26 protein-coding genes and 2 other annotated features are annotated in these 26,020 nt (G+C 37.7%); of the genes, 10 read left to right on the forward strand and 16 right to left on the reverse strand.

Going from position 1 to position 26,020, the window contains the following annotated elements; genetic code table 11:
- Nucleotides 1-170: 170 nt before the first annotated feature.
- The 3 genes from BR72_RS11485 to BR72_RS11495 form a co-directional block, all read right to left on the reverse strand.
- Nucleotides 171-1,955: an acyl-CoA dehydrogenase family protein gene (locus BR72_RS11485; protein ID WP_035433141.1), complete on the reverse strand. Its 1,785-nt coding sequence runs from the start codon at nt 1,953-1,955 to the stop codon at nt 171-173.
- Between the two features lie 240 nt (nt 1,956-2,195).
- Nucleotides 2,196-3,371 carry an acetyl-CoA C-acetyltransferase gene (locus BR72_RS11490; RefSeq protein ID WP_035433144.1) on the reverse strand — a complete coding sequence of 392 codons (1,176 nt, stop codon included), beginning with the start codon at nt 3,369-3,371 and terminating at the stop codon, nt 2,196-2,198.
- A gap of 15 nt (nt 3,372-3,386) precedes the next feature.
- On the reverse strand, nt 3,387-5,768 hold the full coding sequence (locus BR72_RS11495; RefSeq protein WP_035433147.1) for a 3-hydroxyacyl-CoA dehydrogenase/enoyl-CoA hydratase family protein: 2,382 nt from the start codon (nt 5,766-5,768) through the stop codon (nt 3,387-3,389).
- A gap of 220 nt (nt 5,769-5,988) precedes the next feature.
- On the opposite strand from BR72_RS11495, the gene BR72_RS25585 reads away from it, so the two are divergent.
- Together BR72_RS25585 and BR72_RS11500 are read left to right on the forward strand one after the other, a co-directional pair.
- Nucleotides 5,989-6,135 carry a YuzL family protein gene (locus tag BR72_RS25585; protein WP_020062328.1) on the forward strand — a complete coding sequence of 49 codons (147 nt, stop codon included), beginning with the start codon at nt 5,989-5,991 and terminating at the stop codon, nt 6,133-6,135.
- A gap of 83 nt (nt 6,136-6,218) precedes the next feature.
- Nucleotides 6,219-7,055, forward strand: coding sequence for a D-alanyl-D-alanine carboxypeptidase family protein (locus tag BR72_RS11500; protein WP_035433149.1), 837 nt, complete (start codon nt 6,219-6,221; stop codon nt 7,053-7,055).
- Nucleotides 7,056-7,079: 24 nt separating this feature from the next.
- Here the strand turns inward: BR72_RS11500 and BR72_RS11505 are convergent, their stop codons facing one another.
- The 3 genes from BR72_RS11505 to BR72_RS11515 all read right to left on the reverse strand — a co-directional run bounded on the left by BR72_RS11505 (nt 7,080) and on the right by BR72_RS11515 (nt 9,330).
- Nucleotides 7,080-7,997 carry a proline dehydrogenase family protein gene (locus BR72_RS11505; protein ID WP_035433151.1) on the reverse strand — a complete coding sequence of 306 codons (918 nt, stop codon included), beginning with the start codon at nt 7,995-7,997 and terminating at the stop codon, nt 7,080-7,082.
- A 559-nt stretch (nt 7,998-8,556) separates the two neighbouring features.
- Nucleotides 8,557-8,802 carry a YusU family protein gene (locus BR72_RS11510; protein ID WP_035433153.1) on the reverse strand — a complete coding sequence of 82 codons (246 nt, stop codon included), beginning with the start codon at nt 8,800-8,802 and terminating at the stop codon, nt 8,557-8,559.
- Nucleotides 8,803-9,027: 225 nt separating this feature from the next.
- On the reverse strand, nt 9,028-9,330 hold the full coding sequence (locus BR72_RS11515; RefSeq protein WP_035433155.1) for an MTH1187 family thiamine-binding protein: 303 nt from the start codon (nt 9,328-9,330) through the stop codon (nt 9,028-9,030).
- Nucleotides 9,331-9,558: 228 nt separating this feature from the next.
- Between BR72_RS11515 and BR72_RS11520 the strand changes: the two genes are divergently transcribed.
- Complete coding sequence (locus BR72_RS11520; RefSeq protein WP_035433157.1) at nt 9,559-10,317, forward strand: TrmB family transcriptional regulator; 759 nt, start codon at nt 9,559-9,561, stop codon at nt 10,315-10,317.
- A 21-nt stretch (nt 10,318-10,338) separates the two neighbouring features.
- Here the strand turns inward: BR72_RS11520 and BR72_RS26720 are convergent, their stop codons facing one another.
- The 4 genes from BR72_RS26720 to BR72_RS11535 all read right to left on the reverse strand — a co-directional run bounded on the left by BR72_RS26720 (nt 10,339) and on the right by BR72_RS11535 (nt 13,988).
- Nucleotides 10,339-10,512 carry a hypothetical protein gene (locus tag BR72_RS26720; RefSeq protein ID WP_090998956.1) on the reverse strand — a complete coding sequence of 58 codons (174 nt, stop codon included), beginning with the start codon at nt 10,510-10,512 and terminating at the stop codon, nt 10,339-10,341.
- A gap of 275 nt (nt 10,513-10,787) precedes the next feature.
- Entirely contained in the window at nt 10,788-12,098 is a 1,311-nt protein-coding gene (locus BR72_RS11525) for an APC family permease (protein ID WP_035433159.1), read from the reverse strand.
- Between the two features lie 58 nt (nt 12,099-12,156).
- Nucleotides 12,157-12,394, reverse strand: a binding site (T-box leader).
- A 483-nt stretch (nt 12,395-12,877) separates the two neighbouring features.
- Nucleotides 12,878-13,675: a membrane protein insertase YidC gene (gene yidC / locus BR72_RS11530; protein ID WP_035433161.1), complete on the reverse strand. Its 798-nt coding sequence runs from the start codon at nt 13,673-13,675 to the stop codon at nt 12,878-12,880.
- A gap of 28 nt (nt 13,676-13,703) precedes the next feature.
- Nucleotides 13,704-13,988, reverse strand: a complete 285-nt coding sequence (locus tag BR72_RS11535; protein ID WP_035433163.1) for a hypothetical protein — start codon at nt 13,986-13,988, stop codon at nt 13,704-13,706.
- Nucleotides 13,989-14,192: 204 nt separating this feature from the next.
- On the opposite strand from BR72_RS11535, the gene BR72_RS11540 reads away from it, so the two are divergent.
- Together BR72_RS11540 and BR72_RS11545 are read left to right on the forward strand one after the other, a co-directional pair.
- Complete coding sequence (locus BR72_RS11540; RefSeq protein ID WP_035433165.1) at nt 14,193-15,086, forward strand: YitT family protein; 894 nt, start codon at nt 14,193-14,195, stop codon at nt 15,084-15,086.
- Nucleotides 15,087-15,420: 334 nt separating this feature from the next.
- Nucleotides 15,421-15,798, forward strand: coding sequence for a DUF3938 domain-containing protein (locus BR72_RS11545; protein WP_035433249.1), 378 nt, complete (start codon nt 15,421-15,423; stop codon nt 15,796-15,798).
- Nucleotides 15,799-15,854: 56 nt separating this feature from the next.
- Here BR72_RS11545 and BR72_RS11550 read toward each other — a convergent pair whose 3' ends face one another.
- Together BR72_RS11550 and metG are read right to left on the reverse strand one after the other, a co-directional pair.
- Nucleotides 15,855-16,469 carry a DedA family protein gene (locus BR72_RS11550; protein WP_035433166.1) on the reverse strand — a complete coding sequence of 205 codons (615 nt, stop codon included), beginning with the start codon at nt 16,467-16,469 and terminating at the stop codon, nt 15,855-15,857.
- A gap of 149 nt (nt 16,470-16,618) precedes the next feature.
- Nucleotides 16,619-18,259, reverse strand: coding sequence for a methionine--tRNA ligase (metG, locus tag BR72_RS11555; RefSeq protein WP_035433168.1), 1,641 nt, complete (start codon nt 18,257-18,259; stop codon nt 16,619-16,621).
- Nucleotides 18,260-18,310: 51 nt separating this feature from the next.
- Nucleotides 18,311-18,583, reverse strand: a binding site (T-box leader).
- A 118-nt stretch (nt 18,584-18,701) separates the two neighbouring features.
- On the opposite strand from metG, the gene BR72_RS11560 reads away from it, so the two are divergent.
- Together BR72_RS11560 and BR72_RS11565 are read left to right on the forward strand one after the other, a co-directional pair.
- The gene (locus BR72_RS11560; protein WP_035433170.1) at nt 18,702-19,502 is read left to right on the forward strand and encodes a class I SAM-dependent methyltransferase; all 801 of its coding nucleotides are present in this window, start codon (nt 18,702-18,704) and stop codon (nt 19,500-19,502) included.
- Between the two features lie 152 nt (nt 19,503-19,654).
- Nucleotides 19,655-19,969 (forward strand): metal-sulfur cluster assembly factor, encoded by a 315-nt coding sequence (locus tag BR72_RS11565; protein ID WP_035433172.1) that lies wholly within the window; start codon nt 19,655-19,657, stop codon nt 19,967-19,969.
- 45 nt (nt 19,970-20,014) lie between these two features.
- Here the strand turns inward: BR72_RS11565 and BR72_RS11570 are convergent, their stop codons facing one another.
- From BR72_RS11570 to BR72_RS11580, 3 genes are all read right to left on the reverse strand, one after another.
- On the reverse strand, nt 20,015-21,664 hold the full coding sequence (locus tag BR72_RS11570) for a M4 family metallopeptidase (RefSeq protein WP_035433173.1): 1,650 nt from the start codon (nt 21,662-21,664) through the stop codon (nt 20,015-20,017).
- 150 nt (nt 21,665-21,814) lie between these two features.
- Entirely contained in the window at nt 21,815-22,513 is a 699-nt protein-coding gene (locus BR72_RS11575) for a pirin family protein (RefSeq protein ID WP_035433176.1), read from the reverse strand.
- 185 nt (nt 22,514-22,698) lie between these two features.
- A complete protein-coding gene (locus tag BR72_RS11580; RefSeq protein WP_035433178.1) occupies nt 22,699-23,133 on the reverse strand; it encodes a DUF3920 family protein in 435 nt (144 codons plus the stop codon).
- Between the two features lie 191 nt (nt 23,134-23,324).
- Here BR72_RS11580 and BR72_RS11585 point away from each other — a divergent pair, with 191 nt between their 5' ends.
- Nucleotides 23,325-23,765 carry a Dps family protein gene (locus BR72_RS11585; RefSeq protein WP_035433180.1) on the forward strand — a complete coding sequence of 147 codons (441 nt, stop codon included), beginning with the start codon at nt 23,325-23,327 and terminating at the stop codon, nt 23,763-23,765.
- Between the two features lie 281 nt (nt 23,766-24,046).
- On the opposite strand, the gene BR72_RS11595 is transcribed toward BR72_RS11585, so the two are convergent.
- Nucleotides 24,047-24,625, reverse strand: a complete 579-nt coding sequence (locus BR72_RS11595; RefSeq protein ID WP_035433183.1) for an LOG family protein — start codon at nt 24,623-24,625, stop codon at nt 24,047-24,049.
- Between the two features lie 72 nt (nt 24,626-24,697).
- Here BR72_RS11595 and BR72_RS11600 point away from each other — a divergent pair, with 72 nt between their 5' ends.
- The gene (locus BR72_RS11600; protein ID WP_035433185.1) at nt 24,698-25,012 is read left to right on the forward strand and encodes a MazG nucleotide pyrophosphohydrolase domain-containing protein; all 315 of its coding nucleotides are present in this window, start codon (nt 24,698-24,700) and stop codon (nt 25,010-25,012) included.
- Nucleotides 25,013-25,075: 63 nt separating this feature from the next.
- A complete protein-coding gene (locus BR72_RS11605; RefSeq protein ID WP_020062878.1) occupies nt 25,076-25,582 on the forward strand; it encodes a ferritin in 507 nt (168 codons plus the stop codon).
- Nucleotides 25,583-26,020 lie beyond the last annotated feature (438 nt).

The following is a 26,020-nucleotide window of genomic DNA, read 5'->3' on the forward strand; positions in this document are numbered from 1 at the left end:
TTTATAGGATAACATAAATATAGTGGTTGTTTACTTAATTTTCAGATAACCACTCCCGTGTCGAATCGACGATATATCACAAAGGTCGCCGATAAAACCGCCATTTGCGCTGATATATTATCAAACGCGAAAAAAGGAGCTAGCCACAAAAGGCAGCTCCTCCATTTTTATTAAACTGTGTAACGCTCATCCTCTAATACTTTCGCCGCGATTTCACGCTTCTTCGGAATAACGTTAATTGGTGTGTGACGTGTTAGCTTACGAAGTGCAGATAACATCATGCGCAGCATGTCGCCATTTTCAACTGCGATAACTGTTTCTTTTGCGTCTGCTTCGATTTGGTTGAACGCTTCTTGGCAGAATACTTCTGTGTAAAGAACTTTTTGTTTGTTCTTCTCAAGGCCAGTTGCTTTGATTGCTTTTTCTGTACGAAGAACAGCTGATTCCATTGCGTATAAGTTATTTACGATATCTGCAATATTCACAAGAACTTCTTGCTCTTTGTCTAAGGCTTTACCGTATTTTTGAGCAGCTAAACCAGCAATCATTAAGCCGATTTTCTTCGCATTTTTTACTAAATGTTTTTGAGCTGCTAATGGCTCATCGCCTACTTCTTCTGGCATCATCATCATTAACTCTTCTTGTAATTTTTGTGCTTCTTGTAAAAGTGGTAATTCGCCTTTCATTGCTTTACGTAGGAATGTTCCTGGTACGATTAAGCGGTTAATTTCGTTCGTACCTTCGAAAATACGGTTAATACGAGAGTCGCGGTACATTCTTTCAATCTCGTACTCTGCCATAAATCCGTAACCACCATGGATTTGGACACCTTCATCAACTACGTAGTCTAGTACTTCAGAACCGAATACTTTGTTTAAAGAGCACTCAATTGCATATTCAGCAATAGAAGCTGCAACCGCTTTTCCGTCTTTTACTTCTTCTTCGGATAATGTGCTCATACGGCTTTCAAATAAACCAACTGTACGATATACAGAGCTTTCTGCTGCATAGATTTTCGCTGCCATATTCGCAAGTTTCTCTTGAATTAATGGAAAACGAGCAATTGGTTGTTTAAATTGTTGACGCTGATTTGCATATTGCGCTGAAATTTCTAACGCACGTTTTGAAGAACCAACTGTACCAACACCTAATTTATAACGGCCGATATTTAAAATGTTAAAGGCAATAACATGACCTTTACCAATTTCACCAAGTACATTTTCTTTTGGTACTAATGCATCTTCTAAAATTAATGTACGAGTAGAAGAACATTTAATACCCATTTTCTTTTCTTCTGGGCCTGTAGATACGCCTGGGTATTCTCTCTCTACGATAAACGCTGAGAAATGTTCGCCGTCTACTTTTGCATATACAACAAATACATCAGCGAAGGCAGAGTTTGTGATCCATTGTTTTTCACCGTTTAATACGTAGTGTGTACCTTCTGCATTTAAGCGAGCCGTTGTCTTTGCGCCTAATGCATCAGATCCAGAACCTGGCTCTGTTAATGCGTATGCAGCTAACTTTTCGCCTGTTGCTAGCGCTGGTAAATATTTTTTCTTTTGCTCTTCATTACCGAATAATACGATTGGTAACGATCCAATCCCAACGTGCGCACCGTGCGTAATTGCAAAGCCGCCTGCAAGAGAAAATTTCTCTGAGATTAATGCCGAACTAATTTTATCAAGACCAATACCGCCGTACTCTTCTGGCACATCAGCACCTAATAAACCAAGCTCGCCAGCTTCTTTTAATAAGCGAACAGAGCGATCAAATTCGTGTTGCTCTAAATATTCAAGCTCTGGCAATACTTCATTTACGATAAAATCTTCTGTCGTTTTCGCAATTAATTTATGCTCATCGCTATAATCTTCCGGCGTAAACACTTGCTCAAATGTAATATCATCAATTAAAAAGCTACCGCCTTTTACTGCACTTCCTACTGTTTTTTCCATGAAAAATTCCTCCTTCATATTTTCATAGGCAGCTTCTCTTGTTCTAAGAGAAGCTAGCCTTCTTTTTTCCTACCCTCTTGTTTCATCTGCTTTTTATCTATATAAATCTGTTTTGTTTATTCACCGTATAATGTGAAACAAAAGATGACCGCACCTTGCTTTCTCCCTTTGTTTTAAAACTCTTGCACGTGACAGAAATGGGCCCTAACCGTTCCCGTTCTGAGCGAGTCGCTTCCACTTTTATAGTAATTCAAACACTCCAGCAGCACCCATTCCGCCGCCGATACACATTGTTACAATACCGAATTGCTCATTGCGGCGTTTCATCTCATGAATAAGAGATAATGTTAATTTTGATCCTGTACAGCCAAGTGGATGTCCAAGGGCAATCGCTCCGCCGTTTACGTTTACTTTTTCTTCATCTAGTCCAAGTTCGCGAATAACTTGGATTGATTGCGATGCGAATGCTTCATTTAGTTCAAATAGGCCGATATCAGATAATTCTAAGCCTGCTAATTTTAATGCTTTCGGAATCGCTGCAATTGGACCAATTCCCATTACTTCTGGCGGTACACCAGCGACTGCAAAGGAACGGAATTTCGCCAGTGGCTGTAAGCCGTCGCTTACTGCTTTTTCACGATCCATTAATAGTACCGCTGCTGCGCCGTCACTCATTTGTGATGAGTTACCAGCAGTTACACTGCCGCGCACATTAAATGCTGGGCGCAGTTTTCCAAGTACTTCTAACGTCGTATCTGCTCTTACGCCTTCATCTTGCGCGAACACAATTGTTTCTTCTTGCAGCTTGTTATTTGCCGAAATAGTGCGAAGCGTTACATCAACAGACACTGTTTCATCAGCAAACTTTCCTTCTGCTAATGCTTTTGCTGCACGTTGATGACTTCTTACCGCAAATGCATCTTGCTCCTCGCGGGAAATGCCATATTTTACAGCGACTTGTTCAGCAGTATGTCCCATGCCCATATAATATTCTGGAGCCGCTTCAACAAGGCGACTATTCGGACGAACAACGTGCCCCATCATTGGTACTAAACTCATTGATTCAGCGCCGCCTGATAATACCGACTCTGAATGACCAAGCATAATACGCTCTGCACCGTAAGCGATACTTTGCAGACCTGAAGAACAATAGCGGTTAATCGTAATAGCTGGAACGTCATAAGAAAGTCCTGCTAGTCCGCCGATATTACGCGCCATATTTAAGCCTTGCTCTGCTTCTGGCATCGCACAGCCAAAAATTAAATCATCAATTGGACCGTCATAGTTATTTGCACGTTTTAACGTTTCTTTTACAACTAATGCTCCTAAGTCATCAGGACGCACTGTATTTAATGATCCTCTCTTCGCTTTCCCAACAGGCGTTCTTGCTCCTGCAACAATAACAGCTTCTCTCATGAACAATCTTCCCCCTTAGTTACGTAATGGTTTTCCTTTTACAAGCATGTGTTGCATTCTTGCTTGTGATTTCATTTCGCTCACTAAACTAATAAACGCCTCGCGTTCAATATCTAATAAATATTGCTCATCCACTTCTGTTCCGTATGGGACTTTTCCACCAGCAATGACATATGCGAGTTTTTTCGCAATGTGCAGATCATACTCGGAAATGTAGCCGGATAAATGCATTGCTTCTACTCCAAGCGCAAGCGTTGCATATCCTGTTTCCCCAACAACTGGAATCTTTTTACGAATCGGTGCTTTATAGCCAGCTTCATATAAAGCAAGTGCTTTTTGTTTTGCATCGTATAGTAAGTGATCACCATTGACACTAATGCCATCTTTATCGCCTAAGAAGTTATGAGAAACTGCTTCTTGCGCAGATGTTGAAACTTTCGCCATCGCTACTGTTTCAAACACTTTGTTTGCGACTTTTTGCAGATCAAACTCAACACCATTTGCCATTTTGTTCAGGTGTTTAATGTATAACTCTTTGTTACCGCCTCCGCCAGGGATTAAACCAACACCAACTTCTACTAATCCCATATATGTTTCACTAGAAGCTTGAATACTAGCTGCCGGTAAGCAAACTTCTGTACCGCCGCCAAGTGTCATACCGTAAGGCGCTGCCACAACTGGTTTTGAGGAGTACTTCATTTTCATCATTGCATCTTGGAAGTTTTTCACGACCCACTCAATTTCAAAGTAGTTGTCATCTTGTGCTTCCATTAAGATCATCGCAAGGTTTGCACCTACGCAGAAGTTTTTCGATTGGTTCCCAATAACAAGCCCTTTATAATTCTTCTCTACTTCATCAACAGCATAGTTAATCATTTGCGTAATATCCATGCCAATTGCATTGCTCTTAGAATGGAACTCTAAGCAAAGAACGCCGTCCCCTAAGTCAATTAAGCTTGCACCGCTATTTTTCTTTAATACGCCATTTTTCTCTTTCAATTGTTTTAGAGAAATTGCTTTTTTATTACGAACGATTTGTTTGTACTCACCGTTATCATAGTAATAGCTCTCGCCATTATCATGTTTATAGAATGATGTAACACCGTTCTCAATCATTTCTTTTACCCAATTTGGAACAGCCAGGCCGTTCTCTTCCATCTTCTGAACGGACTTCTCAACACCAATTGCATCCCAAATTTCAAACGGACCTTGCTCCCAGCCGAAGCCCCACTTCATCGCATTATCAATTGCGACAATATCATCAGCAATTTCTTTCGTAAGCTTTGCTGCATATAGAAGAGTTGGTGTAATAATGTTCCATAATAATTCACCAGCGCGGTCTTTTGCATATACAAGCGCTTTCAATTTATTCGCTAATCCTTTTTCTTGTTTACTTAACTCAACAGAAGCTGCTTTTAATTTTTTACGCGCTTCGTATTCCATCGTTTCAGGATTTAACTCTAAAATCTCTTTTCCTTGTTTTAAGAAGAAGCCTTGACCTGTTTTACTTCCAAGCCATTTTCTTTCTAACATGTCATGCATGAAAGCTGGTACTTTAAAGACTTCGCGCTCTTCTTCTTGTACATTTTCATATACGTTATTTGCAACGTGAACGAATGTATCTAATCCGACAACATCTAATGTGCGGAACGTTGCGCTTTTCGGACGACCAATTAACGGGCCTGTTACAGAATCTACTTCTCCAACGCTATAGCCGCGTTTTACCATTTCTTGCAGCGTTACAAGTAGTCCGTACGTACCGATGCGGTTTCCAATAAAGTTTGGTGTGTCTTTTGCAACAACAACACCTTTGCCAAGTACATCTTCGCCAAATAATTTCATGAAGTCTAACACATGTGGATCTGTATCTTTTGTTGGTATAATCTCAAGAAGTTTTAAATATCGTGGTGGATTAAAAAAGTGCGTTCCTAGGAAATGTTTTTTGAAGTCATCTGAACGCCCTTCGATCATCTTTTCAACGGAAATACCCGATGTATTTGAGCTAACAATAGAGCCTGGTTTACGAACAGCTTCTACCTTTTCAAATACTTTCTTTTTAATATCTAAATTTTCAACAACAACTTCAATAATCCAATCAACATCAGCAAGGCGTTCCATATCATCTTCCATATTGCCCGCTTCAATTAACGCTAAGTTTCCTTTTACTGTAAGAGGAGCTGGTTTTTGCTTTAATAACTTTTGCAGCGCTCCGCTACTGAAACGATTTCGTACACTTTTATGTTCTAATGTAAGTCCCTTCGCCTCTTCTTCCTTCGTCAGCGTTGGTGGTACAATATCAAGCAATAATGTCGGTATACCGATGTTAGCTAAATGTGCAGCAATTCCAGAACCCATTACACCAGAACCAAGAACTGCAGCCTTTTTAATTTGGAACATCCAATTCTCCCCCTTATTCTTGAATGAATGCTCATTCAATTTTTCGACAAACGTCGCAATCAATGATTGAGCCTCTACTAATAAATATATGCTAACATCAAAATTTTCGCAATATATTTAAAAATAAAATTTTCTGAACTTATTTCTTTTTTTACATTTTGGGCATGATATGTAGTGAACTTCCTTTCTTCAAACACTTGTTCAAACGGAGGCATAACTTATGGCTAAAATGAAGAGAAATCCATCAAAAGCAGGTATTAGCTCAACAAGCGTAACAGGAAATGCCGGCCCAGTTGATCGCGGCATCGAAAAAGGCCGCCAAGGAAATAATCAGCAATATAAGAAACAAAACATGGGTGAAAAATAATAGTACAAATATAGACAGCGAACATGGCATAATGAAAAATGGGCCATATCGCTGTCTATTTCATACATAAAAGAGGGTACATAATGAAACGAACCATTACACTACTTGTTATTTCAGCTACATTATTTATTGCAATGATTTTTTCTTTATATGAGCAGAGGCAAATCGTTAAAGCCAATCAGCCTGATATATCCGGGAAATATGGCGTGACCATTGATGCAAAAACAGGAGACATTTTATACGGAAAACGTGAACATGAACGTTCCTATCCAGCGAGTATAGCGAAAATGATGACCACCCTTCTATTGCTGGAGAATGTAAAAGAAGATGAAGAAATTACCGTGACAGAACATGCGGTAAAAACAGAAAGCCAAAGCAAAAAAATTACACTGCACGCCGGAGAAAAATTAAAGCGCGATGAAGCATTAAAGCTCATGCTTGTCATTAGCGCCGATCCAATTGCCGAATCAATCGCAGAGCATATCGCCGGTTCCAAAGAAAAGTTTACAAAAATGATGAATGAACGCGCAAAACAACTGGGAGCAATACATACAGCATTTAAAAACGCAAGCGGAGCTGATGCACTTGGTAATAAAATTTCACCATACGATTTAGCACTTATTACAAAAGAAGCATTAAAATACCCAATCGTGTTACAAGATATGAATACTATTCACACAACAGTGCACACATCTATGCAAACGAAAAAAATCGCAAACTATGGACGTGAAGAACTGTACGCTGATTCACATGCGATTGGAAGCAAGAGCGGTCTTTCTGCACTAGCAGAATATACAGTCGTTACAATAGATGAAAAAGATGGGAAAAGAGTAATTAGTGTTGTGCTCTCTACTGGACGTAAAACAGTGTATCCCGATGCCAAGAAAATGGCAGAATACGCTTTTGAACAATTAAAATAACCAAGGAAGTTTAAACTTCCTTGGTTATTTTTTAACCATTCCTTTTAATACAAATGCTACGTTAGCTGGACGTTCTGCTAAGCGGCGCATGAAATAGCCGTACCAATCATTTCCATATGGTACATACACACGCATTTTATATCCTTCTTTCACAAGCTCAAGTTGACGCTCTGTGCGAATGCCGTATAACATTTGGAATTCAAACTGATCACGCGAAATGTTGTATTCTTCAGCTAGCTTTTTTGTATATTCAATAATTGCATCATCATGTGAAGCAACCGCTGTATAATTGCCATTTAATAAGTGCGTTTTAATAATTTTTTTATAATTTTCATCTACATCTCTTTTTTCTGGGAATGCAACTTCCTCTGGCTCTTTATATGCGCCTTTTACAAGACGTAAATTTGGTGTATACGCATTCAAATCATCTATATCTTTTTCAGTACGATATAAATATGCTTGAATTACTGTACCAACATTGTCATATTCTTCTTTTAACTTCTTGAAGATGTCGATTGTTTTCCCACAACGTGAATAGTCTTCCATATCAATTGTTACAAACACACCGTTTTCTTTCGCTGCATCTAAAATACGGCGCATGTTGTTCATAACTAGATTTTCTGAAATATCTAGACCCATAGATGTCATTTTTAATGAAAGCTGAGAATCTAGCTTTTCGCGACCAATTGCACGAATTGCTTCAATCGATTCATCCGCCATCTCATTTGCCTCTGCTTCGTTATCGACAAATTCCCCCAAATAGTCGATCGTAACACAAAGGTTTTGTTTGTTTAAATCTTTAATGGCAGCTACTGCTAAGTCAATCGTTTCTCCCGCAACAAAGCGCCCCGCTCCAAAGCGTAAGCCGTACTTTTTCGCCAGTTTTGTTAACGCTTTATTTTTTGATAAAAACAGGAAAGAATTACGCATTAATTGTTCCATGTCTTTCACCCCTATGACTGTACTTTGTCTGTTTTTTACCCCTCTTCTAAATTATATCACTCTTTAAAATTATTTGATACAAATAATTATTTTGATAATTAACATAATAATACGAGAATGTTTACATATCCGAATTCCAAAAGGAAAAATCATACAAAAAAATTTTCGACATCCCGAAATGTTAAGGGGTGAATAGTCAGTTACATCTCTCAGTAATAAATTCGACAAATGGTTTGCGTCTTCCATCCTATAGCCAAGACGAAGATACGACGTCGCTTTCATATGACAAATGAACATTATATAAAAATAATTCATTAGCATAATCGCTTTTTCTCTCTATATGTGACCAAAAAAAGGCCTGGCCGCTTCTTTGCACAGCCAGGTACCCTATTTTTTTCCTATGTCTCAACTTATATATTCATTTTGATTTACTAACATTCAAACCTCTGCCATGGAGGATACAACATGATCGCTTGGTTTACACCTCGCACGGGGCAGGAAAAGGCACTGACCGCTCTCGCTCTCCCTTAAAAAGAAGGGCGGTTTTATGTTTGCTTTCTTACTTCTTCTGTCTATGCTCGTCGTTCAACTTTTTGATTTCTGTAATTAACTGGACCATTTCTTCTTTCGCATCTGGATACGTTTCATTCCAATGCTTTACAAGAGCTGGCATCGTTTTCGCGATATACGAATATAACGCCCATTTCTCTATCTTTTGCTTATATTCTTCATTGCTCTCTCCTAGTAACAGTTCTGTATACTTCTCTAACAAGCCATCGAATTGTTCTTGAAATTTATCGCTCATTCTTTTGATCTCCCTTTAGACTTTTTTATATTTAATATTAAAGAAATTGAAAGATAGAAACAAATTTCCTATCCTACTTTTTTAAGTCATGCTATATAAATCCCTTGCACGGGGCAGGAAAGGGACCTGACCGCTCCAAGAACTCGCCCATCTAATAAAAGTGATTTTCAATTGTATTTATATATGAAATAAGAAGCAGCCTAATGTAGCTGCTTCTCTTACACTCTATAACTTCGATTGTACAGATTGTAATTTCTTCTCCATTGAACTAACTTTATCACGGCGATCATCAACGCGAATATTAGTTGCTACGCGGCCTGCACCTTTAGAAAACGGGACTTCATGCATTTGTTGAATGACTTCAAATAATACTGGAAGTTCGCCTTCAATAATTGTATTCATCGGTGTTAATTGATATTTCACGCGATCTGCATTTTTCTCAAGTACTTTTTGTATTTCTGCTACATATCCACTTACACTTGTAGTACCTGTTCCAACTGGAATAATGGTAACATCAACAATTGCCATGTTTGTTCACCTCTTTTATAGATTCCTTACCATTGTACAAGATTTTTTTCCTCTTTAAAAATATATCAGCGCTTTTTACAATATATCGGCGGAAATGCGGAATTTATCGGCGCTTCGACACAATATAAAGACTTCTCGACAACATACGCCATGAAACAGCTATACTTGTATTCCGATGAAGAGTTATTTATCCTTAAGACATAAGAATTTTTTCGTTCGGGAGGACTTATGTTACAGAGATTCGGTTTTTCACAATATGAAAGTCAAGCATATGAAGTTCTCGTTTCAAGCGAGGAACCGCTTGATGCAACGAGCATCGTAAAGTATTCCGGTGTTCCAAAGGCAAAAATATACGAGGTATTAGTACGCCTTGTTGACAAAGGCATGGTAATGGATTCTGTTTCAGAAAAGAAAAAGCTATATACAGCTCTGCCACTGCAACTTGCTATCGAAAAATTAACGACAGAATTTCAAGCGAATATTGAAGAGTTACAAAACAACGTATCGAAAAAAAGATTTACAGATGACCGTGTATGGAGCTTAAAAGTACAATCTTCTATTCACGCACAATGTAAACAACTTGTGCAAAGCGCAAAAAAATCGATTCGGATGTCAGCGTGGAATGATACATTTTTAGACTATGTGCCGTTTCTAGAAGAAAAGAAAAAACAAGGCGTAGAGATAGAAGCACTTATTGTCGGAGGACTTGATACAACATTAGAAAACATCCACCTTCTCATCCCAACAGAAGAGCACCATGCACTTGAGCGCTTTTTACTCATCATTATTGATGATCGTGAAATTTTATTTGCGGGTGCTGAGCAAAACGCATGGCAAGCAATGAAAACAATGTCCCAGCCATTCGTTAAATTTTTCACTGAATTTTTCTATCATGACGTTGCCCTTGCGAAAATTACTGAGAAACATCATGATTTATTTATGAATGATGAGGAAATCCGAAACCTCTTAATGAAACTACGCTATTAAAAAACGGACATGTACTCCTACTCATGTCCGTTCTTCATTTTGCTTCTTAATATCCGATAATAATGAGATGATTTGCTCATTTTGTTTGATTTGTTCCTCTGAGTTTAAATAAATAAATCGAATCCAGCGAAGTACAAAGACAAGCACAAATATAGGAAGCATAGTAAATAGAGCACCAATCATAGATCCTACCATCCTAACTACCACCTCCTCTTTTTATATAGATCTATTTTGTCACTGCTATGAAGAATACCACATGCCCGCTACTTGCTTACTCCCTTTGTTTCAAACACCGACCGTGGCAGAAATAGGCACTGACCGCTTCCATACACGGCCGGATGCTCTCGTCTCCCACCTAAAAAAAGGGGGGTTATATCGTTTTTTTACTTATATATACACATTCCACAATCTCTTCCCATATCCTTGCACAAAAAATAGACACCTTCAAAAGATGCCTATTTTCCAAACCTCTATTTATTCACTTGCTTCTTATTTAAATACCAATACACTGGTAATCCTGTTAACACGATACCAATTGATAGGAAACATCTAGTTGGCTCATTAATAATCGCACTTCCAATTACAAATAATGATCCTAAAATTGCTAATGCCGGTACGATTGGATATAAAGGTACGCTATATTCACGTTTTTGTCCTGCATTACGCTTTCTTAAAATGAACACGCCGATAAATGTCATAACATAGAAAATATAAATAATAAATACGGAAATCTCAGACAGTTCATTCGGATCACTAATCAACATTAAAATAATACCGAGTAAAATCTCAACAAAGATTGCGTTTGCTGGCGTTTGAAACTTATCGTTAATTTTTGAAATAAATTTTGAGAACGGAAGCTGACCACGCTCTGCCATTGATACTGGGATACGTGGGAATGTTAAAATCTTTCCATTTAAACATCCGAATATCGAAACAATAACACCTATACTAATCAATTTTCCGCCATATTGGCCTAATAACATATCAGCTGCTGTTGCTGTTGCATTCTCACTTAAGGTAACAATTTGTGGTGCCGGTAAAACTTTTAATAGAGCCATGTTAATTAATACATATGCTGCTGTTACAATAAGGATCCCAACTGTCATTGCTTTTGGTAATAGCTTTGTCGGATTTTTCATTTCACCGCCGATAGACGCGAGTAGAATCCAGCCATCATATGCAAATAATGTTGCTAAAATTGCCATCCCCATGCTTTGATTTGCAGACTCTGGTACAATAACGTTAAATACATCGCTATTTCCTTTCCAAAATCCCATTACAACAATAAGTATAATTGGAATCATTTTTCCAATTGTTGTTATCGTTTGAACAATGCCCCCATACTTTGTTCCCACACTATTTATAGCACCAAGGAACACAACTGTTCCAATCGCAATTGGTAAATTCCATACTTTATCAATGTGGAAAAAGTTTAACATTAATGAACTAAAATACAATCCCAACGTCCCAATAATTGCTGGTCCATATACAAGTGTTTGCATCCATCCAGATAAATAGCCCCAAAACTTACCATAAATCTCCTCTAGATATGTATACAAACCACCATTTTTCGGAATTTGTGCTCCAATTTCTGCAACCGTTAAGCCACTTGCTAAGGTTAAAATCCCCCCTATTACCCAAGCTAAGATTGCCATGTTAGAACTTCCGGCATAATCCAATACCTTACCTGGCTTCATAAACACGCCAGATCCAATAATTGTTCCAACAACGATTGATAATGCGATCGTTAAGCCAATTTTGTTTTTGTCATCGTGATGCATAACTATGTGTCCTCCCTCTAACCCTAGTTTGATTTAAATAAAAAACACTCATCCCTATAAAAGGGACGAGTGTTATATTCGTGGTTCCACCCTTGTTCCAATTGGCATGAAGACATAAAGCACCAATTGCTCAAGTTTCAGATAACGGCGATTACCGGCAAACAATTACTAGATACTCGTTCACTGCTGCAGTTCAAAGGTGGTAAACTATTCTTTCGTATTAGGAAACTCACAGCCAAAGGTTTCCCTCTCTGAAAATCGTAAAAAATAGATCATGTCCTTATCAATACTTTTATAATGTCGAAATTTACTATTAATGTTCATTATATTGAATTTTTCAAAAAAATCAAGCTTGTTTTATAGTACATAATAAAACTATCATACTATAATATAACAGTTATATAAAAATAAAACAAATATAGCAAATACTTCTCTTACCCCCACACATATCCAGCCGCTCTCGCCCATCTAAAAAAGCGCTTTTTTATCATTTTTCATTTTGCACTTTCCGCTTTTCTTTATATAGAAACTAAGTTTACTTTTTCAACGCGCACACCAACGCAACGCTAAACATAATATGCTCTTCACTCGCTCCCTCTCTTTGTTTTAAACCTCGCCTGTGGCAGTAAAGGGCACTGACCGCTCCTACACATGACCAGCCGCTCTCGCCCATCTAAAAAAGAAGGGGTTATTCACAAAGAAAAAGAGTTAACCAAAACCCCGCTAAAGCAGTATTTCAGGTTAACTCCTTAATTATATTATAACAACAATCTTCTCTCCTACGCCTCTTGCAACTGTCCACCTTCACGATCCATTACTTTCTTTAATAGCACAGTTTGAACGACAGTAAATAAGTTACTTGTAATCCAGTACAAGACAAGTCCTGACGGTGCGGCAAATCCCATAAATAAAATCATTGCCGGCATCATAAATTGCTGGATTTTCAATGCTTGACTTTGTTCTCCTGTCATATTGGACTGCAATATTTTCATCTGTAGAAATGTTGCCATAGCAGCAAGGGCAGGTAAAATGTGATATGGATCTGCATGTCCCAAATTTACCCATAAGAAAGAAGCTGAACGAATCTCTTCCGTATGACTAATAGCATAGTACAATGCCGAAAAGACTGGCATTTGAAGTAACAATGGTAAACAACCCATCACCGGGTTCACACCGTTCGTTCTCATTAAAATCATCATTTCTTGCTGATATTGCTTTTGTTTCTCCGGATTTTTCGTCGTATCGCCATACTTTTCCTTCAACTTCTGAAGCTCTGGCTGCATTTTCTTTGTTTTTAATTGACTGCGATATTGCGTAATCGTCAGTGGCAATAATATCGTACGAACTACAATCGTAATAATAATAATGGCAATCCCAAAGCTATGATTCGGCAAATGGTGTGCCACAAACTGCAGCATAACAGAAATTGGATATACAATATAGTGATTCCAAAATCCAGGACTAGTCGCATCAATTGGTGCTGCATTTGCACTCGCATTTGCATTAGCACACCCTGATAAAACAACAACAAATAATAATGATAAACTTATGAGCCAAGCTCGGTATGATTTCAACATATATCTTCCTCCAATGTTTCATAATTCGTTAGCGAAACATTGGTATATACGGACCTACATCATCACTCTCTCCACTTGCTTCTTGCCTGCGGACTGAGTGGGCCATTCCATGTTTATAAAAAATAGAGAAAAACGAAATATTCCCTACATGCTTCTCGCACGTTTCCACAAATGCGAAAGCTTTCTGTCTCCCTCTATATGTTTGTTGGCGTACAAAACGCGAAACATTAGTGAGAAACAAAACTTCTAATAAACAAAGTGCCGTTGTTACAACAGATATATACAACATTGCATCTTGCAACAGAAATTCCATCTCTTCACATCCTTATGACAGGATTATATCATAATGCTTCAACATGTAAATTCCTTATATTTGACATATTCATGTTATTATACATGCGTTTAAGTTGTAGAAATTTTATAAAATTTTTGCATAATAATAAAACTATTGTCAGTTGTTGAAAAAAGCATTATCCTCTTCTTGTAATCAAAAATGAATATGGAGATGAAAACAGACATGGGCCAACTAGGAGACGCCGATTTCGTTCCCGATACCGCCTTTTTATCATTCCCAGCTGCAAAAACATGGCATTTAGAATTTGTAATTCAACTGATTGTTATTTTAGTTGCTTCAATTTTCTATGCAGTTTCAATGAATATGTTTTTTATTCCACATCACATGATTAGTGGCGGCTTTACTGGTGTTGGGATGATTATCGGTTATTTAATGCACTACAACATTGGTGCACTCATCTTTTTATTAAACATTCCACTTCTCTTTCTTAGTTATTTTTACTTAGGAAAGAAAACAACTTTTTTAACAGCATATTTCGTTACTGTATCGACGTTTGCTATGAACGTTGTTCCCGTTCATCAAATTTCAGATGATATTTTATTATCTTCTGTCTTTGGTGGTGTGCTGTGCGGGGCTGCGACAGGAATCATTTTCCGGTTCGCTTCTTCAACAGGCGGATTCGATATTATTGGGTTACTTGTTGCAAAACATCGGGATATTTCAATTGGATCTATCATCTTTGTCTTTAACCTTATTCTCCTTGTAATCGCTGGTTTTATTTTTGGATGGGATATTACACTTTACACACTGATTAGCCGATTTGTAGCAAGTAAAGTAATCGATTCCATTCATACAAAGCACATTAAATTAACAGTGATGACAGTTACAGAAAAAGGAGATATCGTGAAAAGAGCTTTGCTTCAACACGGAATTCGCGGTGTAACAATGGTTGATGCTGTCGGTGGATATACAAACCATAAGAAAAAAATGATTTACACAGTTGTTACGCGCTATGAACTAGGAGAAATTAAACGTCTGGTAAGGCATGTTGATAGGCACGCTTTTATTAACATCACAGAAACAGTAGAAGTAGTCGGACGATTTAAACGTATATAACAAAACGCAAGGATGATGTCCTTGCGTTTTTATTTTTAGATAACATCCTCCAAAATTCAAAATATCTGATAATTATTTTTATTCGAATCTAAAACATGTTATACTATGTATTATAAAAATAAGAAATAAATATATATACGACAGAAAAGGTTTAAAACAAAAGGAGAAAGCACGTGCAAGTCACGTTGTATTCTGCATAGCAGCGACTTATAAAGAAAAGCGGAGGCGGCTCGCTCAGAACAGTCGGTGGAGCTCGACAAAGATGTCGGAAAATCAAAATGGATTTATATATTGGTTCTCCTATTCAAATTATAGTGATAAAGGAGCAAAACATATGAACAAGAATATTAGACTTATTATCGCAACGTTATTTTCCATAGCAGGCGGTCTCTTATGCTTTTGGACAAATACTCTTATTGGTGAAAATTTATATATTAATGGAATTGATTCCATTGTAAGCGCTTCCGTTTTAGGTTCGTTTATTTTCTTCTTTTTCAACCGGACAGAAAACACTCGAAAAACGACGCTTTTAACAATGATCGGCATCGTCGGTGCTTGTATCTCATTTTCAACAACAAATTATGACTTACCACTGCAACTTAGCACAGCTTTCTTTCACGGTCTTTGGACTTGGTTTATCGCATTTTGCATGGCAGATATCTTTCAGTTACTACAAGATGACAGTCATGTTCAGGTGGAAAGTAATTCATAATAAAAAGGCAGTGCTTCTCTTTAAGCACTGCCTTTTTCAACATGAAATGGATCATTTTAATTTACTGATTGTACAAACACACGTTTAATTTCTTTACGGAATCGTACAGCTACACTTACCGCCACAATCACAACAACACCGATAATAATCTTCCCGATATGATCTTCAAGCAATCCAAAAATAGCATCTATGTTGCCACCTAACCAATAACCGCCTACTAAGAAGAACGATACCCAAAATAACGCCCCGCAATAAACTGTTATCGCAAAGCGGCGAAATGGCAAATTAATGATACCCGCAAAATATCCTGTAAAATGACGTACACCAGGAATAAAAAAGGCGATAAAGATTAAAGAATGCCCATACTTATCAAACCATTTTCGCGTTAAATCAATTTTACGTTGCGTTAAAAAGACATATTTTCCGTACCTTTGAATAAATGGCATCCCAAGCTTGTTTCCTACCAAATATTGAATTGTCATCCCAACGCTTGTCCCTAAGAAAGAGAAAAGGATTAATAATGGTAAGTGTAACTCACCTGTGTGTGCTAAATATCCTGCATAAGCTAATGTTGGCTCTCCCGGAAACGGAAGTGCAATATATTCTAACAGCAGTCCAACAAGTACAACGTAGTAGCCGTACTGTTGAAATAATTCGTGAACCCATTCCATGTTGATCTCTCCTTTTCTTGCTGATATGCAATCTTCTAAACGTTCTTATCTCGTATTTTAATTGTATAAAAATTACACGAGAAGTACTATCTTAATTACTTACAATAAGCTTACATTTTTGTAAGGAGACTGGCTGTTTCCCCCACTTCTCATATACCGCTCATAGACTCATTCAGTTTTTCCACTTCTTCCTTAATCTTCTTCACATCAACACGTTCAAATAACGGTGACACATTTGAAATACGAACTGGGCATTCAGTCGTATAAGACCAACCTCTCTTTGAAACTCCTAACATTTGCTCTACTTGTACAGACGAAAATGGAAGAAACGGTGCCAACACTTGTGCAAAATTCACGATGAGGTGAATACAGTTTCTCATCGTGTCATCACACGCTGTCTTATCTTCTTTTATTTGTGTCCACGGCTTCCTTTCATCGAAATATTTATTCGCATAGCGAATATGTTCAAAAATTGTCTCCAGCGCTTGTTTAAAATGCGCTTTTTCAATAGACTCTCCTACTTCAACGTATATTCCCTTTAGCTTTTCATCCAATTCCTTATTTATTTGACCAGTCGGCACAGCATTCTCATAATATTTTTCAAGAAACTTCAGCGTCCTGTTTACAAAATTTCCGTACGCTCCTAACAATTCACTATTATGGCTATAAATGAACTCCCGCCACGAAAAATCCGTATCTCGATTTTCAGGTGCGTTTACAGTTAAAAAATAACGAATTGAATCCGGATGATATTCCTTCAATATGTCTGGAACCCAAACAGCCCAGTTTTTACTTGTTGATAACTTTCTTTTTTCAATTGTTAAATATTCATTCGAAACAATATATTGAGGCAATGCTTCTGCTTGTACCCCCTGCAAAATAGCTGACCAAATAATTGTATGGAACGGAATATTATCTTTACCATGCACATAATACGTCCGTGTATCCTCTCGCCAAAATGGTGAATCATCACCGTTTGTTTCTTGCGCCCATTGCTTACTTGCTGAATAATAACCAGACACAGCCTCAATCCACACATACACCTTCTTATCCTCATATCCAGAAACGGGAACGCTCACGCCAATTGGTAAATCTCTTGAAACAGCGCGGTCTTGTAAACCTTCTTGTAAGTAGCGAAGCGTTAATTGCACTGCATTCTCACGCCACGTTCCATTTTGTTTCACCGCTTCTACATACTCTTCTAACTGCTTTTGTAATGAAGTTAATGCAAAATAAAAATGCTCTGTTTCCTTAATTGTCGGCGCCTTGCCGCACAGTTTACATGTTTTCCCGAGCAAATCTATCGGATCTAAAATAGCAGAACACGCATCGCACTGATCACCACGCGCACCTACACCGCAATGTGGACAAGTTCCTTCCACATAACGATCTGGCAAAAACTGTACACAAGTCTCGCAGTATGTTTGCTCTACTGTCTTTTTATAAATAAGTCCCTTTTCTAAAAGCTCTAAGAAAATATTCTGAACGACTTGATGATGGGAAGCAGAGTCCGTACGAGCATAATAATCATACGAAAAACCTAGCTCCTGAAAACATCGTTCAAATTCTTCATGATAGCGATCCGCAATTGTTTTAACGCTTACCTTTTCCTGCTTAGCACGAATCGTAATCGGTGTACCGTTACAATCACTTCCTGATACATATAGCACATTGTCCCCTTTTAACCGATAATAACGCGCTAAAATATCCCCTGGCAGTAAACTAGCAATATGACCAAGATGCAACGATCCGTTTGCGTATGGCCAAGCGCCTCCAATAAAAATATTCATCCTACATTCCTCCTTTAAAAATAAAAAAGCCCCGCCCTTATCTTCTAAAAAGATAAGGACGAGGCTGTATATACAGTCGTGGTACCACCTTATTTCGTCAATTGCTCACACAATTGACCTCTGCGAGTACGGAGCAATCATCGCTCGTATACTGTGACTTTGATAACGAGAGCCAACGCTCGTCGCCGCCTACTATTATCAAGTGATAAGTTCAGGACGAAGCTCAGAGGCCATTGTTCAAATGATCATTCTTGCTTCTTTTCAGCTCCCGAAGCTCTCTGGAAAGAATGGATTCATTCTACTTTTCCTCTTCAACGCTTTTCATATGTAATTCACATTGTATATTCATTATACAGAAAAATCAAACTTTTATTGTGTAATTAGAAGGATTTTTTAATTTTCATAAGGAAACTATATACCTTCACGGAAAGGGGAGATTATTTTGAATCAGGAGCAATTAAGCATAGCAAATAAAACTGGATGGAGTAAAGCTGCTTATGAGGCTTGGACAAATCGCCACGGAACGCCGCAGTCTTACAGTAAGAAAATACGAGAAAATCCCGCTGGCGAGGTCACTCATTATTTACCTTACATCGGTGCAGTCCGTGGAAAACGAATTATAAATCTAATGGGATCAAAAGGAAGTAAGGCGGTTGCTCTGTCATTACTAGGCGCAGAGGTAACGGTCGTTGATATTTCAGAGAGCAACGCAAAATATGCAAGAGAACTTGCCGCAGCCGCTGAAACACATATTGAATACATTGTGTCTGACGTGCTCCATATACAAGATACAATCGGCTCATTTGACGTAGTATTACTCGAGCTTGGTGTGCTCCACTATTTCATAGATTTACAGCCTTTATGTACAATCATTTCTCAATTATTAAAACAAGGTGGAATATTTATTTTACGCGACTATCACCCCATGTATACAAAACTGCTACAAGTAGAAGATAACAAAGTAATTGCAAGCGGGGATTATTTCCAAAAAGATGTAGTCGAGGTAGATGTAGCCTACAGTATACTCTTGTCAGAAGAAGAACGTGACGCTTTACCAAAAAATCTGATCCGCAGATGGACATTAGGCGAAATTGTAACAAACATTGCACAGGCAGGTCTTCATATTGAAGAGCTCACAGAAGAATGTGGTGCAAAGCAAAAATGGGTCTTCCCCCCTCATGCTCCGAATGGAATTGAAGATCACATCCCTGGACTTTATACACTTATCGCCAAAAATATGTAGAACAATCTGTTTTTTGATGACGCAGCAAAGGCATTCCCTGTTACATGGAATGCTTTTTCCTATATGAAAAATACTGTGAGCTAGATCACTGCATCTTTCATATAAATCCGCTATAATGAGAATAAATATCAATTAATAATAGAGGTGTTAACATGTCTCAAACTTTGGAAGATAAAGTATATGCCAATTTAGAAGCTGTTATTGATCCTGAGCTTGGCGTCGATATTATAAATCTTGGTTTAGTATATGACGTTACAACTGACGAACAACATAATGCCGTCATTACAATGACAATGACTTCTATCGGTTGTCCAATGGCTGGGCAAATTGTATCTGATGTCAAAATGGTATTAGCAACAAATGTTCCTGAATTAAACGAAATTGAAGTAAATGTTGTTTGGAATCCACCATGGACAAAAGAGCGCATGTCCAGGTTTGCTAAAATCGCATTAGGCGTTCGAGATTAGACGAGAAAAAGACCTGAAATGAATCAGGTCTTTTCGTTTCTTATCTTATTTTACTCCTACTGCATCATATGCTTTCTTCACAGCTTGTACTTCTTTAGAATTTTGGCCATATAAATCTGTAGCCGCTTGAATTGCAGCTTGGCGCATCATGCTAAAGTTTGAGTTTGCAGTTAAATATTTTGAAAGAGCGCGGTAATAAATTTTTTCTGTTGCTTCACGGCCTACACCATTTACAGTAACACCGTAATGCTTGCCACCTTCAGAAACTAAGTATGCCGCTTTATTGTTAATGCTGCTGTTAATATGAACACCACCATTATCTATATTTCCTGTGTAACGCTTACTATAATGATCTGGGTAGCCTTCACTTGGTTTTAATGGATTTGGAATAGAAGCTGGGTCTTTTAAAGAACGCAGTACAGTTCCGCGCATCTCTGGTGTATAAATATCTTCCCCTAGCTCCCAATCATCGCGGTCAACCATTGCACCCATAATATCAGATAGCGATTCATTTAATGCGCCAGACTCATTTTTGTACACTAGATCTGCAGTGTACTCTGTTACTGCGTGAGTAAGCTCATGCGCAATAACATCAAGTCCTGCTGAGAATGCAACGAATTCTTCTCCATCACCGTCTCCGTACATCATTTGGACACCGTTCCACGCTGCATTATCCCATTTCTCCCCTACGTGAACAGTAGAAATTAACTTCGCTCCTTTATTATCAAAGGAATTACGATTGAATGTTTTCTTATAAAAATCGTATACTTTCTCAGCATTAGCATGCGCATCAACAGCTGCTTTATCATCGAAGAATTTATTTTTACTTTCTATTTCCTCACCGGTATATCCAAGCCATTGTGAGAATAGGTTGAACCAATTTTCATCCATATTTTGTGCATCAAATGTATGAACACCTTTTCCGCGTGTTCCATCGAATAAATAAAAAGCTCCAGTTTTTGAGTCCTGTGCCATTTCAAAACTTGTTCGATTTCCCGCTACACCGTAACCAAACCCAGTAATATGATCAATCGCATTGTACTTCTCAATGACATTTCCGTTTGTTGCATCAACGAAATAATGCCAATAGCCTGGTGCCGGCTTTGAAGTGGATGCTTTTACAAGATAAGACAGATAATATTGTCCATCTTTTTCATATACATACAAATCTTTTTTAATACCATCATAGTTATCTACTTTTCCAATTTCTTTCTCAATGCCAGCCTTTGCGATATTTACAGCCTCATCTCCTGAAATGCTCGCATTCGATGGAATATTTTTATCTTCTAAATTCGGAATAACTTGTCCGAAAAATGATTTTACATTATTATCTTTATCCAGTGATACTGTTTGATCAGATCCATAAACAGGAACACCATTATGTTTTTCAATAAGCTTCACATGTGTCGTTTCTGCCTGTGCATCTTTTTCTTCACCAACGACTTCAAAATGTTTCTCAATATTTCCTACTAATTTAAACATGTCTTTTTTACTCTTTAAATACTCAAACACCGTTTCTTTTTTATCTAATCCTTCCGGTGCTTTCCACTCTTCCCCAATATAAGATGGCGTTTGGAATTCTTGGTTGTATTGAACTTTTTGCTCATCTGCATATGTACGTGACGTACCTAATGTCGCAAATGCTCCTAAAGCCATAGACAAAGCTAACGTTGAAGATAAAACCTTCTTCTTCAAAAACAACACTCCCCATCCCTATTTTTTTGACACTTTTATACAATTCTAGGTAATGTAGTGATACCCTCCTTTTTATTTTTTAGAAAATTCAGACAGAATATTCTAAAAAAAATGGTAGCGCCTCATTTAGACGCTACTCGCTTACTACAATTATTGTTTCTTCATCTCAATTACTAAATAATGAGCTGTTTCCGCTGCTTGAATGTGAATATCTTCTTCAATTACTTCTGCTGCATCTCTCATTACTAACGTTTCACCGTTCACAACGCCGCTTCCCTCAATTTGAACCAAATAAGCTTGACGCCCTTCAATAACTGAGAATGTAATCTCTTTTCCTTTTTCTAAAACAAGAGAGTACAAGTTTGCATCTTGATGAATTTCAACCTTTGCACCGCCATCAATTGGTGAAACCATGTGGAACCATGTATTCTCACGTTTATTCCAATCAAATTTAAATTCACCGTAATTTGGTGTATGACCAGCACGATCTGGCAAAATCCAAATTTGCAGCAAACGTAATGTTTCATTACCTAAGTTGTGCTCACTATGGAAGACACCTGTTCCGGCACTCATATATTGTACATGCCCACGCTCAATTGTCCCGCGATTTCCCATACTATCTTGGTGTGTCAATGCTCCGTCCACTACATAAGAAATAATCTCCATATCACGGTGCGGGTGCATCTCAAATCCAGTTTGTGCTGCTACTAAATCATCGTTAATAACGCGAAGTGCACCGAATCTCATATTATTAGGATTATAATAATCTGCAAATGAAAAATGAAAATGTGTATTTAACCAACCGTGATTTGCTCTTCCCATTTGTTTATGATCAAATTTTTTAAACATATTTTTCACCCCATATTATCTCGAATTCAAGATATTTATTTAAAATTTTTTCAAACGATACTTAATCATTCCAACAGTTGCTTCGTCTTGCTTAGCTTTGTAACTACAGTTTAGAACTAAACTTATAAAATGTCAACCACTTTCTTTTTGTAAGTTAAAAACTAAAACATAGCACATACTATGTTTTAGTTCGCATACCTTCTCCTATATTCTCTCAGCTTTCTCTTTGCAAACACCCGTGCATCTTTTTCAATCCACCGCTTTTCATACATTTCATCCCCAATGTACAATAACTTCTGTTCATGCTGCATATCATGCCGAAACTCATGTAACAATGTTTCCAATACACCCTCATATCTCTCCCACATACAAACAAAAATGAGCTGCTTTTCCTTATGATAAAATCCGCTTAAAGGAAATAAACATTCTTCTTCTTCTTCTCCTAATCGTATTAACACATCATTCATTTCGCACGTATCACAGAAAATAACAGGTACTTCACGTCGTTCAATTAATGAGAAAACATCATTCTTTACTCGATGTATATCCCACGGAAAATCGTCATCAAGTACATACCAGTTCCCAGCCTGTTGATATATCCTTTCCAATGGGAGTTGCATTTTCATTCTCCTTTCTTTTTACTCTCTATTACTTGTATGCCACATGAGCCTTTTTGTTAAACATATCGGTACGTCACAAAATGTTTAAAAATTATATATGCAGAGGGGGTTGATTTTATACCTATTACTAGATTATAATTATTATAAATTAACAAACAGTATAAAATAACAATTTAAAGGGGCTTGATCACATGAATACACAAGTAGTTGAATCATTAAACAAACAAGTAGCAAACTGGAGCGTTTTATTTACAAAATTACACAATTACCACTGGTACGTTACAGGACCTCAATTCTTTACACTTCACGAGAAATTCGAACAATTTTATACAGAAGCAGCTACGCACATCGATGAAATTGCAGAGCGTATTTTAGCAATTGGCGGCAAACCAGTAGCAACAATGAAAGAATATTTAACATTATCCTCTATCCAAGAAGCAGCTTACGGAGAAAATGCAGAAGGAATGGTCGAAGCAATTATGAAAGACTACGAAATGATGCTAGGCGAACTAAAAAAAGGCATGGAAATCGCCCAAGGCGCAGACGACGAAATGACATCCGACCTACTACTTGGCATCTACACAGAACTTGAAAAACACGCATGGATGCTACGTGCATTCTTGAATCAATAAGAAAAGCGGAAGCGGCTCGCTCAAAACAAGAGGGCGTTGGAGCTCCTGACGTAGAGGCGCTTTTTGCCTCAGCGGAAGGCGCGAAACGACCGACTGTTCTAGCCGCTGGAGCTGGATCATAAGAAAAGCGGAGACGGCGCCGATATATCGGCGCAAATGCACTATTTATCAGCGCTTTTCACAATATATCGGCGCTTCGACACGATATAAAGATCCTTCGACGATATCTGACGCGAAACGCGTACCAAAAAAACCGAGTGGGACCCCCCACCCGGTTTTTATCATGTTAATTGCTTCCACTTGTTCCCCATAACTGGTCGTTTGTAATTCTTCATTTGCACGAACAATTCATTAGCCGTTTGTGCAGAGACAAGCAATTCTTTATTTGATGGATTCATAAATCCTTCTTCTGCCGCACGGTCTACCATTTGTAATAGCGGTGTGTAGAATTCTGCAATGTTGAGCAATCCAACAGGCTTTTCATGAATCCCAATTTGTGACCAGCATACAACTTCGAACAGTTCTTCAAATGTTCCATATCCGCCTGGCAATGCAATAAATGCATCAGCAAGTTCACTCATTTTCGCTTTTCTTTCATGCATTGTTTCCACTTCAATTAGTTCAGTTAAACCGTGATGAACAATTTCTCCTCGAAATAATCCACGCGGCATGACACCTGTTACACGGCCGCCTAACTCTAATATTTGATTTGCTACTTCTCCCATTAATCCAACGCAAGAACCGCCGTATACAAGCTCTATATTATTTTGAACTAGTATTTTCCCAAGTTGACGAGCCTCATTTTGAAACTCTGGACGTTCCCCAATATTTGATCCTGCAAACACACAAATTCGTTTCATTCCGCCACCCCAAAACTATATATTGTTATGCTACAATGTAATCATACTACATATTGAAAGGGAGAGGGAAGGATGAACACGAATGAATTTCAAAGTTGGGTGGAACAATTTTATCGTGAACGCGGCTGGGCCCAATATAATTCTTTTATTCGCGTTAATTTTTTAGCAGAAGAAGTTGGCGAAGTTTCTCGCGTTGTACGCGCGATCGAAATCGGACGCGATCGTCCAGATGAAACGACGAAGAGCGCAGAGGAACTAACAATAGAATTAAAAGAAGAACTTGGAGATGTATTAGGAAACCTCATTATTTTAGCGCAAAAATATGACCTAGATTTGCAAGATATTATGGAAACACATGTGAAAAAACTTTCTAAACGATTCGAATAATAAATGAGAATTATTTTCAACTATGATATGATTATATTGTAATCATATGAAAGGGGTCTTTTTATGTTATCTCCAAAATTACGTGAAGCACTAAATGATCAAATGAATTTTGAATTTTACTCAGCCCATGTGTATATGGCAATGGCAGCATACTGTACATCAGAGAGCTATGATGGTTTTGCGAACTTCTTTCTTGTCCAAGCAGAGGAAGAGCGTTTCCACGCTATGAAGCTGTACAATTACATTAACGATCGCGGTGAGCGTGCAATCATCACTGGATTTGATCATCCAAATAACGAATACGAATCGATTTTATCTGCTTTTGAAATCGCTCTTGAGCATGAACGCGAAGTTACAAAACGTATTTATAACTTATCTGATATTGCATGGGATGAGCGCGAACATGCTACTATCACTTTCTTAAAATGGTTCGTTGATGAGCAAGTAGAAGAAGAAGCATCTTTCGATAGCATCATTCAAAAATTAAAACGTATTACAAGTGATTCAAACGCATTATTTATGTTAGATGCCGAATTAGAAAAACGTACATTTACTCCGCCTGCAGAGTAAATAAAAAAGCAATGAGCCCGCTGCTCATTGCTTTTCTTTTTTAACATAACCTCAATGATTTTACCCTCTTTTGTTTTCATTAACTCTGTTCGAATTGGCTTCTTTTAGACTTACTATAACTACAATTAATAAAACAAAAAAACATAAATCGACAGCTTTCGTCAATTTATGCTTCTTACATTGTAAAGTTGGAATAAAACAACATGTATAACCCCCAGTAAGTTCGTAGATTATAGTCATTAAAATCGAATGCTTAATAATCATTTTTATGTTAACATAGGGGTATTGTAGTATATAATATATTCAGTTGGTAAACAAAGTTTTCTACTGGACAAGTCCATAAGCTAGAGGACGCAATTAGCCTTTTAAAATTTACTATTTCAGATTCGGCGATTACTTATAGTTTATTCGAATGTTGCAACGGGTTGAAAAGACATA

The organism is Bacillus sp. UNC322MFChir4.1 (assembly GCF_000746135.1).
Lineage (GTDB): Bacteria > Bacillota > Bacilli > Bacillales > Bacillaceae_G > Bacillus_A.

Excerpts from the sequence above, each read along its gene's own strand:
- yidC (WP_035433161.1), bottom strand. The coding sequence starts at position 13,675 with ATGTTGAAATCATACCGAGCTTGGCTCATAAGTTTATCATTATTATTT.
- BR72_RS11585 (WP_035433180.1), top strand. The coding sequence starts at position 23,325 with ATGAATACACAAGTAGTTGAATCATTAAACAAACAAGTAGCAAACTGG.
- BR72_RS11540 (WP_035433165.1), top strand. The coding sequence starts at position 14,193 with ATGGGCCAACTAGGAGACGCCGATTTCGTTCCCGATACCGCCTTTTTA.
- BR72_RS11535 (WP_035433163.1), bottom strand. The coding sequence starts at position 13,988 with ATGGAATTTCTGTTGCAAGATGCAATGTTGTATATATCTGTTGTAACA.
- BR72_RS25585 (WP_020062328.1), top strand. The coding sequence starts at position 5,989 with ATGGCTAAAATGAAGAGAAATCCATCAAAAGCAGGTATTAGCTCAACA.
- BR72_RS11520 (WP_035433157.1), top strand. The coding sequence starts at position 9,559 with ATGTTACAGAGATTCGGTTTTTCACAATATGAAAGTCAAGCATATGAA.
- BR72_RS11485 (WP_035433141.1), bottom strand. The coding sequence starts at position 1,955 with ATGGAAAAAACAGTAGGAAGTGCAGTAAAAGGCGGTAGCTTTTTAATT.
- BR72_RS11545 (WP_035433249.1), top strand. The coding sequence starts at position 15,421 with ATGAACAAGAATATTAGACTTATTATCGCAACGTTATTTTCCATAGCA.
- BR72_RS11595 (WP_035433183.1), bottom strand. The coding sequence starts at position 24,625 with ATGAAACGAATTTGTGTGTTTGCAGGATCAAATATTGGGGAACGTCCA.
- BR72_RS11505 (WP_035433151.1), bottom strand. The coding sequence starts at position 7,997 with ATGGAACAATTAATGCGTAATTCTTTCCTGTTTTTATCAAAAAATAAA.
- BR72_RS11550 (WP_035433166.1), bottom strand. The coding sequence starts at position 16,469 with ATGGAATGGGTTCACGAATTATTTCAACAGTACGGCTACTACGTTGTA.
- BR72_RS11495 (WP_035433147.1), bottom strand. The coding sequence starts at position 5,768 with ATGTTCCAAATTAAAAAGGCTGCAGTTCTTGGTTCTGGTGTAATGGGT.
- BR72_RS11515 (WP_035433155.1), bottom strand. The coding sequence starts at position 9,330 with ATGGCAATTGTTGATGTTACCATTATTCCAGTTGGAACAGGTACTACA.
- BR72_RS11580 (WP_035433178.1), bottom strand. The coding sequence starts at position 23,133 with ATGCAACTCCCATTGGAAAGGATATATCAACAGGCTGGGAACTGGTAT.
- BR72_RS11565 (WP_035433172.1), top strand. The coding sequence starts at position 19,655 with ATGTCTCAAACTTTGGAAGATAAAGTATATGCCAATTTAGAAGCTGTT.
- BR72_RS11605 (WP_020062878.1), top strand. The coding sequence starts at position 25,076 with ATGTTATCTCCAAAATTACGTGAAGCACTAAATGATCAAATGAATTTT.
- BR72_RS11510 (WP_035433153.1), bottom strand. The coding sequence starts at position 8,802 with ATGAGCGATAAATTTCAAGAACAATTCGATGGCTTGTTAGAGAAGTAT.
- metG (WP_035433168.1), bottom strand. The coding sequence starts at position 18,259 with ATGAATATTTTTATTGGAGGCGCTTGGCCATACGCAAACGGATCGTTG.
- BR72_RS26720 (WP_090998956.1), bottom strand. The coding sequence starts at position 10,512 with ATGGTAGGATCTATGATTGGTGCTCTATTTACTATGCTTCCTATATTT.
- BR72_RS11500 (WP_035433149.1), top strand. The coding sequence starts at position 6,219 with ATGAAACGAACCATTACACTACTTGTTATTTCAGCTACATTATTTATT.
- BR72_RS11575 (WP_035433176.1), bottom strand. The coding sequence starts at position 22,513 with ATGTTTAAAAAATTTGATCATAAACAAATGGGAAGAGCAAATCACGGT.
- BR72_RS11525 (WP_035433159.1), bottom strand. The coding sequence starts at position 12,098 with ATGCATCACGATGACAAAAACAAAATTGGCTTAACGATCGCATTATCA.
- BR72_RS11490 (WP_035433144.1), bottom strand. The coding sequence starts at position 3,371 with ATGAGAGAAGCTGTTATTGTTGCAGGAGCAAGAACGCCTGTTGGGAAA.
- BR72_RS11600 (WP_035433185.1), top strand. The coding sequence starts at position 24,698 with ATGAACACGAATGAATTTCAAAGTTGGGTGGAACAATTTTATCGTGAA.